General features: G+C 46.6%; 11 protein-coding genes, 5 tRNA genes, 3 rRNA genes, 1 pseudogene and 1 riboswitch. Of the genes and pseudogenes, 14 read left to right on the top strand and 6 right to left on the bottom strand.

The window, feature by feature from the left end; translation table 11 throughout:
* Nucleotides 1-36 precede the first annotated feature (36 nt).
* From VEJY3_RS16305 to thiD, 3 genes and pseudogenes are all read right to left on the bottom strand, one after another.
* A pseudogene (locus VEJY3_RS16305) lies at nt 37-771 on the bottom strand (ABC transporter permease); the annotation flags it as partial.
* 58 nt (nt 772-829) lie between these two features.
* Entirely contained in the window at nt 830-1,588 is a 759-nt protein-coding gene (locus VEJY3_RS16310; RefSeq protein ID WP_014233507.1) for an ABC transporter ATP-binding protein, read from the bottom strand.
* Nucleotides 1,578-2,435: a bifunctional hydroxymethylpyrimidine kinase/phosphomethylpyrimidine kinase gene (gene thiD / locus VEJY3_RS16315; protein WP_014233508.1), complete on the bottom strand. Its 858-nt coding sequence runs from the start codon at nt 2,433-2,435 to the stop codon at nt 1,578-1,580. The genes VEJY3_RS16310 and thiD overlap by 11 nt, the downstream gene beginning before the upstream one ends.
* Before the next feature lie 98 nt (nt 2,436-2,533).
* A riboswitch (TPP riboswitch) is annotated at nt 2,534-2,641 on the bottom strand.
* Nucleotides 2,642-2,936: 295 nt separating this feature from the next.
* Here thiD and VEJY3_RS16320 point away from each other — a divergent pair.
* Together VEJY3_RS16320 and VEJY3_RS16325 are read left to right on the top strand one after the other, a co-directional pair.
* Nucleotides 2,937-4,322, top strand: a complete 1,386-nt coding sequence (locus tag VEJY3_RS16320) for a TldD/PmbA family protein (protein WP_014233509.1) — start codon at nt 2,937-2,939, stop codon at nt 4,320-4,322.
* Nucleotides 4,322-5,665, top strand: coding sequence for a TldD/PmbA family protein (locus VEJY3_RS16325; RefSeq protein WP_014233510.1), 1,344 nt, complete (start codon nt 4,322-4,324; stop codon nt 5,663-5,665). The genes VEJY3_RS16320 and VEJY3_RS16325 overlap by 1 nt, the downstream gene beginning before the upstream one ends.
* Nucleotides 5,666-5,760: 95 nt before the next feature.
* Here VEJY3_RS16325 and trmY read toward each other — a convergent pair whose 3' ends face one another.
* On the bottom strand, nt 5,761-6,360 hold the full coding sequence (gene trmY, locus VEJY3_RS16330) for a tRNA (pseudouridine(54)-N(1))-methyltransferase TrmY (protein WP_014233511.1): 600 nt from the start codon (nt 6,358-6,360) through the stop codon (nt 5,761-5,763).
* A 148-nt stretch (nt 6,361-6,508) separates the two neighbouring features.
* Between trmY and VEJY3_RS16335 the strand changes: the two genes are divergently transcribed.
* The 11 genes from VEJY3_RS16335 (at nt 6,509) to VEJY3_RS16385 (ending at nt 15,347) form a co-directional block, all read left to right on the top strand.
* Nucleotides 6,509-7,033: a DUF3087 domain-containing protein gene (locus VEJY3_RS16335; RefSeq protein ID WP_014233512.1), complete on the top strand. Its 525-nt coding sequence runs from the start codon at nt 6,509-6,511 to the stop codon at nt 7,031-7,033.
* A gap of 535 nt (nt 7,034-7,568) precedes the next feature.
* Nucleotides 7,569-9,121, top strand: a 16S ribosomal RNA gene (locus VEJY3_RS16340).
* Nucleotides 9,122-9,211: 90 nt separating this feature from the next.
* Nucleotides 9,212-9,287: transfer RNA gene (locus VEJY3_RS16345), tRNA-Glu, on the top strand.
* Between the two features lie 2 nt (nt 9,288-9,289).
* Nucleotides 9,290-9,365, top strand: a tRNA-Lys gene (locus VEJY3_RS16350).
* A gap of 14 nt (nt 9,366-9,379) precedes the next feature.
* Nucleotides 9,380-9,455, top strand: a tRNA-Ala gene (locus VEJY3_RS16355).
* 13 nt (nt 9,456-9,468) lie between these two features.
* A tRNA-Val gene (locus tag VEJY3_RS16360) sits at nt 9,469-9,544 on the top strand.
* A 291-nt stretch (nt 9,545-9,835) separates the two neighbouring features.
* A 23S ribosomal RNA gene (locus tag VEJY3_RS16365) occupies nt 9,836-12,726 on the top strand.
* Between the two features lie 109 nt (nt 12,727-12,835).
* A 5S ribosomal RNA gene (rrf, locus tag VEJY3_RS16370) occupies nt 12,836-12,952 on the top strand.
* The 16S, 23S and 5S rRNA genes sit together here with 5 tRNA genes alongside, the layout of an rRNA operon.
* Nucleotides 12,953-13,055: 103 nt before the next feature.
* Nucleotides 13,056-13,146, top strand: a tRNA-Ser gene (locus tag VEJY3_RS16375).
* Nucleotides 13,147-13,451: 305 nt separating this feature from the next.
* Nucleotides 13,452-14,225 carry a hypothetical protein gene (locus tag VEJY3_RS16380; RefSeq protein WP_014233513.1) on the top strand — a complete coding sequence of 258 codons (774 nt, stop codon included), beginning with the start codon at nt 13,452-13,454 and terminating at the stop codon, nt 14,223-14,225.
* Between the two features lie 90 nt (nt 14,226-14,315).
* Entirely contained in the window at nt 14,316-15,347 is a 1,032-nt protein-coding gene (locus VEJY3_RS16385) for a hypothetical protein (protein WP_014233514.1), read from the top strand.
* Between the two features lie 178 nt (nt 15,348-15,525).
* Here the strand turns inward: VEJY3_RS16385 and VEJY3_RS16390 are convergent, their stop codons facing one another.
* Together VEJY3_RS16390 and VEJY3_RS16395 are read right to left on the bottom strand one after the other, a co-directional pair.
* Complete coding sequence (locus VEJY3_RS16390) at nt 15,526-15,882, bottom strand: YibL family ribosome-associated protein (protein WP_014233515.1); 357 nt, start codon at nt 15,880-15,882, stop codon at nt 15,526-15,528.
* An 83-nt stretch (nt 15,883-15,965) separates the two neighbouring features.
* The gene (locus VEJY3_RS16395; RefSeq protein ID WP_014233516.1) at nt 15,966-16,961 is read right to left on the bottom strand and encodes a 2-hydroxyacid dehydrogenase; all 996 of its coding nucleotides are present in this window, start codon (nt 16,959-16,961) and stop codon (nt 15,966-15,968) included.
* A 220-nt stretch (nt 16,962-17,181) separates the two neighbouring features.
* Here VEJY3_RS16395 and VEJY3_RS16400 point away from each other — a divergent pair, with 220 nt between their 5' ends.
* A complete protein-coding gene (locus VEJY3_RS16400; RefSeq protein ID WP_014233517.1) occupies nt 17,182-17,664 on the top strand; it encodes a murein L,D-transpeptidase family protein in 483 nt (160 codons plus the stop codon).
* Nucleotides 17,665-17,680 lie beyond the last annotated feature (16 nt).

Raw genomic sequence — 17,680 nt, forward strand, 5'->3', positions numbered from 1 at the left:
GGTAATCTTCCTTTTGGTGATCTCTATTTGTTTTATCTATTTGCTTTCCCAAGGGATGGCTTTTTTCAATAATTTGTCAGTGATGAAGTAGAGTGCGATGGACAGCACGGCGAGGATAAACAGTGCGGCAAACATCTCGTCGATGATCATGCGTGCGTTGGCTTGTAGCATCAGATAACCCAAGCCTTCACTTGAACCGACCCACTCGCCGACGACCGCTCCAATTGGGGCGATAACCACTGCGACACGAATGCCTGAAGCCAATGTCGGCAGTGCCGCTGGCAATTGAATGTGACGCAGAAGTTGCCATTTCGAAGCGCCCATCGTTTTCACCAAATCCAGGTATCCAGTTGGGGTATTGCGTAAACCGTCGTAACAACACGTCGTAACAGGGAAAAAAATGATGATCGCTGCCATCACGACTTTTGATGCGATGCCGTAGCCAAGCCAAAGCATCAGAACGGGTGCAATGGCAAATACCGGAATCGCCTGGCTAGCAATCAGAATCGGTAGCAGCCAGCGTTTTAGTGGTTCGAACAGCAACATTTGCAGCGCAAACAGCAAACCCATCGACAAGCCGAGTCCAAGACCAAGTAGGATTTCCTGTGCGGTGACCCAGGTGTGTGCGAGCAACACGTCATAGCGGGAGATTAATCTATTCAGCACATCAACAGGCGCAGGCAAAATGAAACTGGGCATATTGAACGCCACGACAATCAGTTGCCACAGGCCTAAAATGACCGCAGTGCTGATCACCAAGCGCAGAGCTGGATGGGTGACTCTTTCTTTTTTGCTGATACGTTCTGAGACGGAGTTGTATTGAGTCATATCACTCATAATCTTTCTCCAACTGATCTAAGATCGCTTGTTGCAAGGCGGCACATTCGCCATCAAGCACGCGAGGAGGCATCGTATCTGGCACCAGCAGATGTTTAGCTTGTGCAGGTGTGCCTTGCAGTACATACAATTGGTTGGCAAGACGAACGGCTTCTTGCGGATCGTGAGTAATCAGCACGACCGTTTTTCCTTTGAGCAGTGTAGCCGATAAGGTTTGCAGCTTATGACGAGTAACGGCATCCAGAGCAGAGAAGGGCTCGTCCATCAAGACCACAGGTTTGTCCTGCATCAGTGTACGAGCAAGAGCAACACGCTGGCGCATACCTCCGGAAAGTTGCGTTGGCTTAGCGTAGGCGTCGTCAGCTAATCCAACTTGTTCGAGCAATTGAATAGCTCGCTGTTTCTCATCGGTTGAATTTGAGTTAGCGTGAGAAAAGCGAGAACTCAAACAAACGTTGTCCAGCACGTTGAGCCACGGCAGTAACAAATCCTGTTGAGCCATGTAAGCGATACGCTCGTGCAAAGCTATTCCGTCAGTGGTCGTCAGTTCACCTTGCCATTTCACCTGTTCATCAAGTAAACCGGCGAGATAGCGCAAAATGGTGGTTTTACCGCAGCCGCTTCGCCCCAGTAAAACCGTCCACTGACCTGCAGGAATGGTCATGTTCACTCCTGCCAGAGTGGGTGCCTGGCTTTCGTTGTATTGCAGACTAGCGTGACTAAACTGAATACCAATCGCGTTAGCGCACATACGTGTGACCTGCGAAGAAGTGGTGGACCGGGCCGTGACCTTTACCGACTTCCAGCTCATCGGCATGGGCAATCGCTTGAGAGATGTACTGTTTACCTAAGTGCACGGCTTTGTGTAGGTTATTGCCTTGTCCAAGGTAAGACGCAATAGCAGAAGAAAGCGTACATCCCGTACCGTGTGTATTCTTGGTTGGGAAGCGCTTCGCGCTAATGAGTTCTGAAGAGTCTTGCATGATCAGTAGGTCGCTACTGTTTTCACCTTTCTCCAAGTGACCGCCTTTCAACAAGACTGCTTTTGCGCCGAGTTCACGGAGATCCGCAATCATCTCATTCATTTCAGCTTCGGATTGCGGTGCTGCTTTTCCGGTTAACGCTGCGCCCTCAGGAAGATTAGGGGTGATGATGTCTGCGAGAGGGATGAGTTCTTCTTTTAACGTGCTTATCGCAGAGTGTTCCAGCAATAAATCACCGCTGGTGGCGACCATTACCGGGTCAATAACCAGATGTTTCGGTTGGTATTGTTTAATTTTGTTAGCCACTACTTTGATGATGTTGGAATCGGCCAGCATGCCGACTTTAACGGCCACGATATTAAGGTCAGTGAATACCGCATCGAGTTGGCTTTCAACGTGCTCAAGTGGAATAGGAAAAATGGCTGAGACGCCTTGAGTATTTTGCGAGGTAATTGCAGTAATGACAGAGCATGCAAAACTGCCCGTTGCAGACATGGCTTTAATGTCTGCCTGAATACCAGCGCCGCCACCGCTATCTGAACCAGCGATCGTCAAAACAATTGGGGTTGTTGCAGATGGCGTCTTGTGGGAATTAGGCTGTGATTGCTGCGTCATGGTCGCTCCTATTACAAGACGTATAGGAACTGACTTTGACCACGGTAGGCAGATCGATTTTCGTATCCGCTGCAGCGTGCCTAGTAAATTAGGCGAAAGGCAAAGTGCTCATAGTTCCCTACGTCAGTGCTAACTGAATCAGGTTCAACGGGTCTCGAATTTCGATCTCAGCCAACGCGTAATACGTGGCCCCCCGACTATTTCGTTTTGATGATAGCAGGACACTTACTTGAGGGATACGTTTTTTAATTGTTCATTTGTGTGTTGTGAGTGATAGAGTAGCCTTTATATGTTTTGTAGCGCGGAATTGACCAGTGCAACTCTCTGGTTTATGTGCAGAAACTGGAATATTTAATAAACAATCGTGGTCTCACTTAGCAAGGATTAGCACAAAACAAGGTTAATAAACTGTTAAAATTTAACGTGTTGCCAATTTAACTTTACTGAATTAACAGTAAGTTATTTAGGAAGGCTAAGACGATCATCAAGCAAGGAGACTTCATGCTTAATTCTGTAACAGCGAAGTCAGTGATCGATCATGCTCTTTTTCTAGGAGCTGATTTCGCTGAGCTATTCGTTGAACATCATCAAACTAACACCGTCCAGATCGCATCTGGTGAGGTGGATAAGGTCAATTCCGGTATCGATTTTGGTATCGGTATTCGCCTCTTCTTCGGTCACAAAGTGCTTTATGGGTACACCAACAGCACAGACGAAGCAGAACTCAAACGCGTCACCTCGTTGCTGGCTGCGAAAGACAAACGTGAGCAAATCGCATCTGCGGGTTCTCTTAATTTGAATCGCTACCCAGTTCAGCACGGATGCCGTTTGCCTCTGAGTAAAGACGCCAATCTGGATTCTAAAATCGCGTTTCTTTTAAAAGTTGATCAAGCGGCACGAGCGGAAAGTGAATACATCAGCCAGTTTATTGGTAGTGTGTTACAGCGAGAGCAGCAGGTATCTATCTTCAACTCGGAAGGTTTACACGTTGATGATACGCGTCATTACATTCGCGTCGCAGGTAACACTGTTGCTCAAAAAGGCAATGAGCAATCTTCTGGCATGGAAGGTCCCGGTGCACTGGCTGGCTGGGAGTTCAGTGAGCAGTTAGATGCCAAGGAACTGGGGCAGACTATCGCTCAACAAGCTTTGGTTAAGCTTGGGGCCGATGCGTGTCCATCAGGTGAAATGCCTGTGGTTATCGGCAATGGTTTTGGTGGTGTTATTTTCCACGAAGCATGTGGTCACTTGTTAGAGACTACATCGGTTGCGAAGAAAGCATCCGTATTCCATGACAAGATGGGCGAAATGATTGCTCACACGGCCGTGAACGCAGTTGATGATGGCACCATGACCAACGAGTGGGGCTCAATTCATGTCGATGACGAAGGGTTGCCTACTCAGCGCACTCAACTTATCAAAGACGGTAAGTTAACCAGCTTTATGGTCGACAAAATGGGCGGCATGAAAACGGGTTATGAGCCAACCGGTTCAGGCCGTCGTCAAAACTATAAGTTCGCTCCGACTTCTCGTATGCGTAACACCTTTATTGAAGAAGGTGAGCATTCACTGGACGATATGCTGGCAGGTGTTGAGCGTGGTATTTACGCCAAGAAAATGGGCGGCGGCTCTGTTCAGCCAGGTACTGGCGAGTTCAACTTTGCAGTACGTGAAGCTTATCTGATCGAAAACGGCAAAATCACCAAACCACTCAAAGCGGCAACGCTGATCAGTACTGGCCCTAAAGTTCTGAAAGAAATCAGCATGGTGGGCAAGGACATGGCACTTGCTCCGGGTATGTGTGGTTCTGTGAGTGGTGCTGTACCAACAACCGTCGGTCAGCCTTCGCTGAAAGTCGACAATATTCTGGTAGGAGGTGGTAACTAATGAGCCAAGAACAACAACTTCTTAATGCCGTTGACTACGTTCTGTCAGAAGCTAAACGCCAAGGCGCAGAAGCGGATGTGATTGTTAACCGCAACAGCAGCTTCTCTTTGAAAGCGAACCAAGGCAAGCTGGATGAATACAAAGTAAGCTCGAGCCAGGTACTCGGTGTTCGAGTGGCAAAAGACGCACGAGTAGCGACCAGTTATTCTGAGTCATTAGAACAGCCAAGCCTAGATTTGATGCTGACTAATGCGTTGCAGAGTGCTCGCTTCTCCAAGCAAGATGAACATCAAACGATCAGCTGTGTAGACAGCCAGATCACGACGGATGTTGCGGAAATTGCGCAGGAAGACACCACGTCTGTTGATGAAAAAATCGAGCTTTCTCTTGCGCTTGAGCAAGGTGTGGTCAGCTTACCTCATGCTTCAAGCTCGCCATACAACGGCTATAGCGATGGTGAAACTCAACTGATCATTGCTAATACGCAAGGTACTCTGTGTCAGCACTTCGAGCGCTCTTTCAACTGTTACGCCTACACGCTTTTTGAAAAAGACGGTAAGCAGTCGATGGCGGGTAAGATGTCGGTAGGGCGTCGTTTCGACGAGTTGAACTCGGCTTTCTGTATTGAAGAGGGTTACAACTTAGCCCGTGACTTGCTTGATGGCGGTCCGGTTAAAACTGGCAACTATCCAGCTATCTTCCATATCGATGCGCTGAGCAGTTTGTTCGGTGCATTCGGCAGTGCTTTCTCTGGTGTAAGCGCAGTGAAAGGGATTACACCATTGGGTAACAAGCTTGGTCAAAGCGTTGCAAGTGAATTGATCACCCTGACTGACACCGCATACATGGCAAATGGTATGGCAATTTGTGGTTTCGATAGTGAAGGCTTTGCAACTCAGGACAATGTGTTAATTGAGAATGGTCAGCTCAATACGTTATTGCACAACAGTCACACTGCAAGCTACTTAGGTGCCGTTTCAACCGCGAGTGCTGCTCGAGGAGCGAAATCAAGCCTAGATGTTGCTGCTAACCACAAAGTGATTGCTACGGGCAAGAGCAGTGTTGCTGAAGTTAAAGCGGGTGAGTACCTTGAACTAGTAGAACTTCAGGGTGTTCATTCTGGCGCCGATGCTGTCAGCGGTGATTTCTCGTTTGGTGCTAGCGGGTTCTTATGCCGAGATGGTCAACGAGTTCAACCAGTACGTGGTATTACTGTTGCGGGTAACTTCTACAAAATGCTGCAAGAAGTGGACGCGGTTGGAGATACTCAGCTAATCAATGACAGCCGAACTTTCTTTGCACCAGATGTGCGTTTTGCACGTTTGAGCATTGGTGGTAAATAAGGCTACCACCAGAAATTGAGAAACAAAAAGAGGACTCCATGGAGTCCTCTTTCGTTTTTTACCATCTGTCAGTGACACTATTCGTAAGCGAAGAACTAGAATTCGCGAATGTCCAGTTCATTGTGAATCAGTACTACACACTGAGAAGCAAACAACATCTTAGGACCAAGGCTTATCTTTTCTGTCCCAAGGCGTTTCAAACTGTTGAATGACTTCTTCGGCATTGGAATGTGATCAGTTAGCAAGAAACAAGGGTTTGTCCCAATTTCTGCATCACGAACGAAATCGCCTTTCTTATCCAACATATATAGCTGATGGTCTTCAGCCAGTTCTTGAACCAAGCGCTCGAAACTAATGGTACGAACCGTAATACCTGGCTCAACGTCACGCAGCTGCTCTTTGCCCATACCAACCGATGCATCCAAAGCACGCGCCACGGCAGCGATCAACGTCGACTCGTGGAATCCACCAATATTAGTCATATCATTCGATCGAATCGTAATCGTGCGGGAGTAATCTTTGGTGCTCTCAAGAACCAGGTACACAACTACGTCTTCACGATGTGACTGTGCAACAAACATAGTGTTCATCATAGTGTGAGCAAGGATCTCAGTGTGTGCTTCCTGACCGACACCTTCGAGTAGTGCTTTGCTGGTGGTTGGTGCAGCACGAGCTCGTAAAACAAAAGAGCGCATGAATTTAGCCTCTATATATGAAGAGTGAATGCGCGGAGTATATACCCAGACGACGCTTTGATGCGAGAATTATGAACTTACTTACAAAGCTACGATTGTGGTGCCGATTCTCGCCGCTACAATAGGGGTAACCCTTTAGGAGTGGTATATGGAAATTAAAAAAATCAATAAAGAAGTCTATAAAAAGAAAGTAAACCTGGTGATTGGCGGCTTTGTTGTATTGCTTGCTGTCTCTTCATTAGCCTTCAGTACGCTACTCATTAGTCTTTTTGGCAATACCAACATTCAACCGGAACAATCTACAGGTAACTTTCATTGGAATTTGATTGGCGTACTTCTGTCTCTCGCGACGTCCCTCTCTTTGCTAAACCAATTTAAAACTCACCCTTACATGCGAGAAGTTCTGTACGTTTGGAAGCTTAAGCAAATACACAACAAGATTTACCGTAAGCTAAAAAATATCAAAGCTGCTGCAAGTATGGATGATTTGAAAGCGCTGACCATTCTCAAGTTCTACTACACCACGCAAAGACAAGTATTCGAGTTAGACAACAACACGCTCACCATGAGTAGCGTAACTAAAGAATTAGAAACCATAGAAGAGATCGAAGTGAGCAAATCGCTTTCACTTGATATTACAAGCTTTGAAGAGTCTTGGTTGGATACATTCTGATTGCCTATTTGCTACCTGGCATTAACAAATGAGTGCTAAAAATAAGCGTTTGAGTGAGATTTCATCACTCGGCGCTTTTTTTTGAATTTTTTCTTCAAAAAGGGTTGCCAAGAAAAATCATCTCCCTATAATGCGCCTCCGTTGTCAGGGCAAAGCGGAAACGCAAAAGCAGTTGGCAACAAGGCGAATTAAAAGCTTCTAAAAATTAATTTAAAAAGTGTTTGACACCAAGAATTAGTTCATTAGAATACGCCTCCGCTTTGAGAGAAAAACTTCTCGCAAAGCAAGCTCTTTAACAATATAGACCTATCAATCTGTGTGGGCACTCGTTGATGATAATCCAATTAGGTATTTCTTTTCTTAACGGAAAGCGGTATCAAATTAGGTTTCAATGATACGAAGTGACCATTCGAATTGGGAAGCAGCCTTGAGCTGTTTTGTTTTACTTTTTCAAAAGTGAAAACCAATAAGAGCACAGTCAATTCAAACATTACGTTATGTAATGTTCAGTATTCATTGAGCCGAACAAAATCTTAAATTGAAGAGTTTGATCATGGCTCAGATTGAACGCTGGCGGCAGGCCTAACACATGCAAGTCGAGCGGAAACGAGTTAACTGAACCTTCGGGGGACGTTAACGGCGTCGAGCGGCGGACGGGTGAGTAATGCCTAGGAAATTGCCCTGATGTGGGGGATAACCATTGGAAACGATGGCTAATACCGCATGATGCCTACGGGCCAAAGAGGGGGACCTTCGGGCCTCTCGCGTCAGGATATGCCTAGGTGGGATTAGCTAGTTGGTGAGGTAAGGGCTCACCAAGGCGACGATCCCTAGCTGGTCTGAGAGGATGATCAGCCACACTGGAACTGAGACACGGTCCAGACTCCTACGGGAGGCAGCAGTGGGGAATATTGCACAATGGGCGCAAGCCTGATGCAGCCATGCCGCGTGTGTGAAGAAGGCCTTCGGGTTGTAAAGCACTTTCAGTCGTGAGGAAGGTTTATGCGTTAATAGCGTATAGATTTGACGTTAGCGACAGAAGAAGCACCGGCTAACTCCGTGCCAGCAGCCGCGGTAATACGGAGGGTGCGAGCGTTAATCGGAATTACTGGGCGTAAAGCGCATGCAGGTGGTTTGTTAAGTCAGATGTGAAAGCCCGGGGCTCAACCTCGGAATAGCATTTGAAACTGGCAGACTAGAGTACTGTAGAGGGGGGTAGAATTTCAGGTGTAGCGGTGAAATGCGTAGAGATCTGAAGGAATACCGGTGGCGAAGGCGGCCCCCTGGACAGATACTGACACTCAGATGCGAAAGCGTGGGGAGCAAACAGGATTAGATACCCTGGTAGTCCACGCCGTAAACGATGTCTACTTGGAGGTTGTGGCCTTGAGCCGTGGCTTTCGGAGCTAACGCGTTAAGTAGACCGCCTGGGGAGTACGGTCGCAAGATTAAAACTCAAATGAATTGACGGGGGCCCGCACAAGCGGTGGAGCATGTGGTTTAATTCGATGCAACGCGAAGAACCTTACCTACTCTTGACATCCAGAGAACTTTCCAGAGATGGATTGGTGCCTTCGGGAACTCTGAGACAGGTGCTGCATGGCTGTCGTCAGCTCGTGTTGTGAAATGTTGGGTTAAGTCCCGCAACGAGCGCAACCCTTATCCTTGTTTGCCAGCGAGTAATGTCGGGAACTCCAGGGAGACTGCCGGTGATAAACCGGAGGAAGGTGGGGACGACGTCAAGTCATCATGGCCCTTACGAGTAGGGCTACACACGTGCTACAATGGCGCATACAGAGGGCGGCCAACTTGCGAAAGTGAGCGAATCCCAAAAAGTGCGTCGTAGTCCGGATTGGAGTCTGCAACTCGACTCCATGAAGTCGGAATCGCTAGTAATCGTGGATCAGAATGCCACGGTGAATACGTTCCCGGGCCTTGTACACACCGCCCGTCACACCATGGGAGTGGGCTGCAAAAGAAGTAGGTAGTTTAACCTTCGGGGGGACGCTTACCACTTTGTGGTTCATGACTGGGGTGAAGTCGTAACAAGGTAGCGCTAGGGGAACCTGGCGCTGGATCACCTCCTTATACGATGATTACTCACGATGAGTGTCCACACAGATTGATATGGTTTATGAAGTTTAAGAGATAGAACATCCCCCAAGATGTTCACTTAGTGTCCCGTTCGTCTAGAGGCCTAGGACACCGCCCTTTCACGGCGGTAACAGGGGTTCGACTCCCCTACGGGATACCATTGGGTCGTTAGCTCAGTTGGTAGAGCAGTTGACTTTTAATCAATTGGTCGCAGGTTCGAATCCTGCACGACCCACCATTATCTCAAGATATGGGGCTATAGCTCAGCTGGGAGAGCGCCTGCCTTGCACGCAGGAGGTCAGCAGTTCGATCCTGCTTAGCTCCACCATTCTTGATTCGATGGGCGATTAGCTCAGTTGGGAGAGCACCTGCCTTACAAGCAGGGGGTCACTGGTTCGAGCCCGGTATCGCCCACCATCTTTAAGCGCATTTCTTTTAAAACAGAAAGTCTTAAGTGTTCTTAAAAATGGTTCTTAAATGAATCTAGCTCTTTAACAATTTGGAAAGCTGACAAATCAAACCTTGTCTTTAAATAGATAGGAGTTTGATTGTAAAGTTCTCAAAGTATTCCTAATGGAATACAACTAAAAACACATTCAAGTGTTCTTGGAATTTGAGTCCGGCAAAATCGAATGTCTCTCGCTCATTCAAATAATGAGAGACAACTTTGGTTGTTTAACTTCAATTCGAAACTCCTTCGGGTTGTATGGTTAAGTGACTAAGCGTACACGGTGGATGCCTTGGCAGTCAGAGGCGATGAAGGACGTATTAACTTGCGATAAGCCCAGATTAGGCAGTAAAAGCCACTTGAGTCTGGGATTTCCGAATGGGGAAACCCACTTACATAAGTAAGTATCCTGTTGTGAATACATAGCAACAGGAGGCGAACCGGGGGAACTGAAACATCTAAGTACCCCGAGGAAAAGAAATCAACCGAGATTCCGAAAGTAGCGGCGAGCGAAATTGGACTAGCCCTTAAGCTTTACACACGTTAGACGAACGGTCTGGAAAGGCCGACGATACAGGGTGATAGTCCCGTAGTTGACGATGTGTGTTCAGTGAAATCGAGTAGGGCGGGACACGTGATATCCTGTCTGAATATGGGGGGACCATCCTCCAAGGCTAAATACTACTGACTGACCGATAGTGAACCAGTACCGTGAGGGAAAGGCGAAAAGAACCCCTGTGAGGGGAGTGAAATAGAACCTGAAACCGTGTACGTACAAGCAGTAGGAGCAGGCTTTGTCCTGTGACTGCGTACCTTTTGTATAATGGGTCAGCGACTTATATTCAGTGGCAAGGTTAACCATCTAGGGGAGCCGTAGGGAAACCGAGTCTTAACTGGGCGTTCAGTCTCTGGATATAGACCCGAAACCAGGTGATCTAGCCATGGGCAGGTTGAAGGTTGAGTAACATCAACTGGAGGACCGAACCGACTAATGTTGAAAAATTAGCGGATGACTTGTGGCTAGGGGTGAAAGGCCAATCAAACCTGGAGATAGCTGGTTCTCCCCGAAAGCTATTTAGGTAGCGCCTCGGACGAATACTACTGGGGGTAGAGCACTGTTAAGGCTAGGGGGTCATCCCGACTTACCAACCCTTTGCAAACTCCGAATACCAGTAAGTACTATCCGGGAGACACACGGCGGGTGCTAACGTCCGTCGTGGAGAGGGAAACAACCCAGACCGCCAGCTAAGGTCCCAAATTACTACTAAGTGGGAAACGATGTGGGAAGGCTCAGACAGCCAGGATGTTGGCTTAGAAGCAGCCATCATTTAAAGAAAGCGTAATAGCTCACTGGTCGAGTCGGCCTGCGCGGAAGATGTAACGGGGCTAAGTAGTAAACCGAAGCTGCGGCAATGCACTTTTGTGCATTGGGTAGGGGAGCGTTCTGTAAGCGGTTGAAGGTGTGTGGTAACGCATGCTGGACGTATCAGAAGTGCGAATGCTGACATGAGTAACGATAAAGGGGGTGAAAAACCTCCTCGCCGGAAGACCAAGGGTTCCTGTCCAACGTTAATCGGGGCAGGGTAAGTCGACCCCTAAGGCGAGGCCGAAAGGCGTAGTCGATGGGAAACGGGTTAATATTCCCGTACTTCTTACAATTGCGATGGGGGGACGGAGAAGGCTAGGTGGGCCTGGCGACGGTTGTCCAGGTTCAAGTGCGTAGGCTTGAGAGTTAGGTAAATCCGGCTCTCTTTAAGGCTGAGACACGACGTCGAGCTACTACGGTAGTGAAGTCATTGATGCCATGCTTCCAGGAAAAGCCTCTAAGCTTCAGATTGTAAGGAATCGTACCCCAAACCGACACAGGTGGTCGGGTAGAGAATACCAAGGCGCTTGAGAGAACTCGGGTGAAGGAACTAGGCAAAATGGTACCGTAACTTCGGGAGAAGGTACGCTCTCGACGGTGAAGTCCCTTGCGGATGGAGCTATTGAGAGTCGCAGATACCAGGTGGCTGCAACTGTTTATTAAAAACACAGCACTGTGCAAAATCGTAAGATGACGTATACGGTGTGACGCCTGCCCGGTGCCGGAAGGTTAATTGATGGGGTTAGACTTCGGTCGAAGCTCTTGATCGAAGCCCCGGTAAACGGCGGCCGTAACTATAACGGTCCTAAGGTAGCGAAATTCCTTGTCGGGTAAGTTCCGACCTGCACGAATGGCGTAATGATGGCCACGCTGTCTCCACCCGAGACTCAGTGAAATTGAAATCGCTGTGAAGATGCAGTGTACCCGCGGCTAGACGGAAAGACCCCGTGAACCTTTACTACAGCTTGGCACTGAACATTGACCCTACATGTGTAGGATAGGTGGGAGGCTTTGAAACAGGTACGCCAGTATCTGTGGAGCCGTCCTTGAAATACCACCCTTGTAGTGTTGATGTTCTAACGTTGACCCCTTATCGGGGTTGCGGACAGTGCCTGGTGGGTAGTTTGACTGGGGCGGTCTCCTCCCAAAGCGTAACGGAGGAGCACGAAGGTGGGCTAATCACGGTTGGACATCGTGAGGTTAGTGCAATGGCATAAGCCCGCTTGACTGCGAGAATGACAATTCGAGCAGGTGCGAAAGCAGGTCATAGTGATCCGGTGGTTCTGAATGGAAGGGCCATCGCTCAACGGATAAAAGGTACTCCGGGGATAACAGGCTGATACCGCCCAAGAGTTCATATCGACGGCGGTGTTTGGCACCTCGATGTCGGCTCATCACATCCTGGGGCTGAAGTCGGTCCCAAGGGTATGGCTGTTCGCCATTTAAAGTGGTACGCGAGCTGGGTTTAGAACGTCGTGAGACAGTTCGGTCCCTATCTGCCGTGGGCGTTGGAGAATTGAAAGGGGCTGCTCCTAGTACGAGAGGACCGGAGTGGACGAACCTCTGGTGTTCGGGTTGTGTCGCCAGACGCATTGCCCGGTAGCTAAGTTCGGGATCGATAACCGCTGAAAGCATCTAAGCGGGAAGCGAGCCTTGAGATGAGTTCTCCCTGATACTTTAAGTATCCTAAAGGGTTGTCGTAGACTACGACGTTGATAGGCAGGGTGTGTAAGCGTTGTGAGGCGTTGAGCTAACCTGTACTAATTGCCCGTGAGGCTTAACCATACAACACCCAAGGGGTTTTGATGGACTCAATGTAAGAACGTTGAATGTGTAAATTGAGAATTAAAAACAGCTTTCCAAGTTTTCTCTAGAAATAGAGAGTAAGAATTTGCTTGGCGACCATAGCGTTTTGGACCCACCTGACTTCCATTCCGAACTCAGAAGTGAAACGAAATAGCGCCGATGGTAGTGTGGGGTTTCCCCATGTGAGAGTAGGACATCGCCAGGCTTTAAATATCGTTTTCAGGCATAACCTTTGATACAAGGTATATCTGAAAGCAAAACTAAAATTTGGCATCATTAAATAAGACTAAGTTTTAGTAACAATTTGTGGAGAGATGGCTGAGTGGTTGAAAGCACCGGTCTTGAAAACCGGCATACGTTAATAGCGTATCTAGGGTTCAAATCCCTATCTCTCCGCCACTTTTAACAAAAAACCGCTGTTCTTACAGCGGTTTTTTTGTATCTGTTGTTTTTAAACAGCCTTGCAAATAAAAGTTCTGTAACGTCTTGCTTATCAAGTAAGTACTTCTTCTAAAATTTACCTTTCTCGAACCTCTTTTTGTACATCTGCATTCGAGTTAAGTTCGCGTCGATTCTTTTCCGTGCAATAGTTTCTTCATTGTCTAGTAAGATTTCTGTGGAGCGGTACTTTATAGGGTGCTTAATAGCATTTAGGTAAACTTAACAGAGAGATAGAGTGTGTTACTTATTTGGTTGGAGGATAAATGAAGTTACTGTACTGGTTAGATGAATGGCGAACGTGTACCCGTATTGAACAGCGGTCTAAACTACCGATTTCCGGGTTTGATTTACTTGACGATGTGTATGTTAGGTATGAGTTAGTCGATCCGAATAAGCCTTTACTGTTTACCTTTTCTCCTTCTGGTACTGATGTTCAGGTACAGGATTTAAACCCGAATTTTAAACCCTGGGGTTATCAGCTCGCAGAACAGCAAGAAGTGAACATTATTGCTTTCCAGCATTTGGGTAAAAGTAATTGGTTCCGAAGTCGTAATTTGATTTTCTTTCTTGAGCAGTTATCCGAGCTATTAGCGCCCTTTAAGTGTCGTTTGGGTTATGGTCAGAGCCGAGGTGGCTTTGCTGTTGGTGCATTTTCAGAGTTGCTAAAGTTGGACCATGTCCTGCTGTTTTATCCTGTTAGTACGAAGAATAAGACTATTGTTCCATGGGATGACAGACCTAGCACTGATTTAGCTCAGCAGTTTGACTGGGAGAGTGGCTACCATGATCGAGATTTGGGTGATGCCAAAGGTTACGTTATTTATGACCCTACCAATTGCATCGATCGTCTGCATGCAGAACGTTACCCGGAACTCACGCACTTAAAAGTTGTTGGAATGGGGCACGGAACCCAATCCAACCAATTGGATAAATTAGAATTTTTTAATTCAGTGGCGGAGGAATTTATCCGCCATCAACAGATAGATATTGCCCAATTTAATGAGCAAACCAAGACTTTGTTTTTAAAAGAGGACTGATATCAGAGCCCCCTGCGATAGGGGGAATGATCACGCACTAAAAATTAAATTTTTAATACAATTGCTAGGCGCAATTTAGATGGAGGATTAATGAAGTTACTGTACTGGTTGGACGAATGGCTGACTCTTTCTCGTAAAGAGCAGGAAACCAGACTACCAATATCCGGGGAGGACTTGCTTGATGATGTCTTTGTTAAGTATGAGTTTGTTGATCTTAACAAACCACTATTGTTCACCTTTTCTCCTGCAGGTACTAACTTGCAAGTACAGGACTTACATCCCGATTTCGCGCCTTGGGGCTATCGTCTAGCCCAAAAACAAAAAGTAAATATTATTTCTTTCCAGCATCTGGGTAAAAGTAATTGGTTTCGCAGCCGTAACTTGATTTTCTTCCTTGAGCAACTGTCAACGCTGCTGGCGCCTTTCGAGTGCCGTTTAGGTTATGGACTGAGTCGGGGAGGTTTCGCGATAGGGGCATTCGCCAATTTGCTTAAGCTCGACCAAGTTCTGCTGTTTCATCCGGTTAGTACCAAAAACCAAGCACTGGTGCCTTGGGATAACAGATCCAGTACTGAAATAGCGCAACAGTTTGATTGGGATGGTGATTACCACGATCTGGATCTGGGAGATGCAAGAGGCTATATCATTTATGACCCGACGAATGATATTGACCGACTTCATGCTAAGCGCTATCCAGAGCTGACGCATCTTCGTGTTTACGGCATGGGACATGGAACTCATGCTACGTATATGAATAAATTTGGTTTTTACAAACAAGTGGCCGCTGACTTTATCCGCCATCAACAGATAGACATTGCCCAGTTTCGCCATCAAACCAAAACACTGCGCTTAAAAGAGGATTACTACCATTGCCTAAACAAGGCAAACGCAAGCTCACAACATCGTTTGAACTTACTGAGTACTGCTCATAATGTGTTAATTGATGAGAAGAAAGAGCATGTGAAAGAGCATCAGGCGCAGATTGATATTCAGCCACTGGTAGACATTGCGCTTAAGCATGAGCATGACAATCCACAAGATACGGTCCAGCTTTTAGAAGTTGCTCAACAATTGGTTCCTGGTGATCCATTAGTTGAACATAAGCTTCAGCAATTGACTTAATCTCTATTGCAAAGCCTCGTTAGAAATAGCGAGGTTTTCCTTTCATGTGCTAATTACATTCTTATTAGCGAGCATTTTTCCTAAGTAAGAACTAGGCCACTAACCTATTCGATTGGTAGAAAATAAAAAGCCCGAGTTTTTGGACTCAGGCTCAATATAAACGTTGTGCTAACGCGAATTAAAATTCTTTTGGTGCAAAGCCTGTCATTACATCCAAACGTAGCTCTTTACCGATTTTGGTCATAGGGTGAACGATGACAAGTCCGCGCACGCGTTTTTTGAGTTTGCCAATGTCCGCTTGCTCAGCTTTGGTGATTTCACGAGAAAATGGCATATCTAGCAAGCTCTTACGCTCTTTGTTCAGCTCATAACTCTGTTTGTGTTTAAGCTGATTTAGCTTTTTGGTTAATTGCTCAACTTCGTCGGTAAACTTAGAAATCATTTCGTGATCACCACGAGAACGCGCTGCATCGAGCTTACGTTGGCAGTTATCTACGCGGTTATGCAGCTTTTGAATATCAGTTTTAATGCTCATGGTAGTTAGACTCTAAATTTCAATGGCCGAGGAGTATAGCATAGCTAAAATTCTACGCTCTACTATCCTCCTCGATTCCTTATTTAGTTGATCAGTTCATTGCCTGAAACTTGCCCGGAGAAGAATACTTCTACGTTATTTAGTGTCACTGACGCGATGTTATTAAGCGCTTCGTGAGTTAAGAAAGCTTGATGACCCGTGAACAGCACGTTATGGCATGCTGACAGTCGGCGGAAAACATCGTCTACGATAATGTCGTTTGATTTATCCTGGAAGAACAACTCTTTCTCATTGTCGTACACATCCAAGCCTAGTGAGCCGATTCTGCCTTGTTTTAGCGCTTCGATTGCTGCTACAGAATCCAATAACTCTCCACGACTCGTATTAATGATCATCACCCCATCTTTCATTTTCGAAAATGAGTCGGCATTGAGGAGGTGGTAGTTTTCTTTACTCATCGGGCAATGCAAAGTAATAATATCCGCATTGGCGTATATATCTTCAAGAGAGCAGTAACGTGCGCCCATCTCTATTGCCAGTGGGTTTTCGTAAGGGTCATGGCAAAGAATTTCCATGCCTAATCCCTTAAAAATTCTCATCGCAGCAATGCCGATTTTTCCCGTACCTATTACCCCAACAGTCTTACCAAAAAAGTTGAAGCCAACTAAACCTTCCAGAGAGAAATTCGCATCCCGGGTTCGCTGATAGGCTTTGTGTAGTCGACGGTTTAGACACATCATCATACCAACCGTATGTTCGGCAACCGCTTCAGGTGAATAGGCGGGCACACGTACTACTTGCAAGCCTAGCTTTTTAGCCGCTTGTTGGTCGACCTTATCAAATCCCGCACAACGCATCGCTATAAGCTTAGTCCCGCCCTGAGATAGCTGTTTTAAAACGGGTTCTGACAGATCATCGTTAACAAATGCACAGACGACTTCGCAGCCGTGAGCCATTTTCGCCGTCTTCGTGGTCAACCGAAAATCGTGATAATGAAACTCTAAATCCCGTTGATTTTTTACTTTGTTAAAAGAAGCTTCGTCGTAGGATTTGGCGCTAAAAAAAGCAATGTTAATCATGGTTCTCTCTCGAAATCATTGTGTTCTCTAATACCGTAATGCAACTTAGGTACAATGAATAGATAAATCTGCAATACGGGCTCTGTCATACCAAAATGCCATTAACATAGGTTTTTTACGTCCCTGCGTTATAATCAGATTGCTTTGTCATCATCAACTGACTAGCATATCCCTTCTCTTCTTTCCTTGTTGGCTTCTTTATTTATTAGGCGTTCTGGCGATGTCAGTAAAATGGTGTTCTTTGCTTGTATGTTGTGCGTTCGTGTTCGAAGCGCAGGGTGCTGTCGATCTTGTTAAAGTCGACAAGTCGAAGCGTCGAATGTACTTGATGGAAGAAGGCGCTGTGATAAAGGAGTATCGAATTGCGCTGGGTGCTAACCCCAAAGGTCATAAACAAGAAGAAGGAGACAATCGTACACCAGAAGGTGATTATACTCTGGATTACGTGATCTATGACTCGGCTTTTTACCGTTCCGTACATATCAGCTACCCCGATCCTATTGATACGCTTGAAGCTCAGCGTCGCGGTGTCTACCCTGGTGGCAACATTAAAATCCATGGCTTAAAAAATGGAGAAACCCAAGATCCAAGCTTTATACAAAGTTTTGATTGGACCAATGGGTGTATCGCGATTACTAACGAAGAGATGGATGAGTTTATTCAATTGGTTAGAAGGGGCACACCTATTACCATTGAGTGGTAGCAGCATATCCCCCTCA

The organism is Vibrio sp. EJY3 (assembly GCF_000241385.1).
GTDB classification, from domain to species: domain Bacteria; phylum Pseudomonadota; class Gammaproteobacteria; order Enterobacterales; family Vibrionaceae; genus Vibrio; species Vibrio natriegens.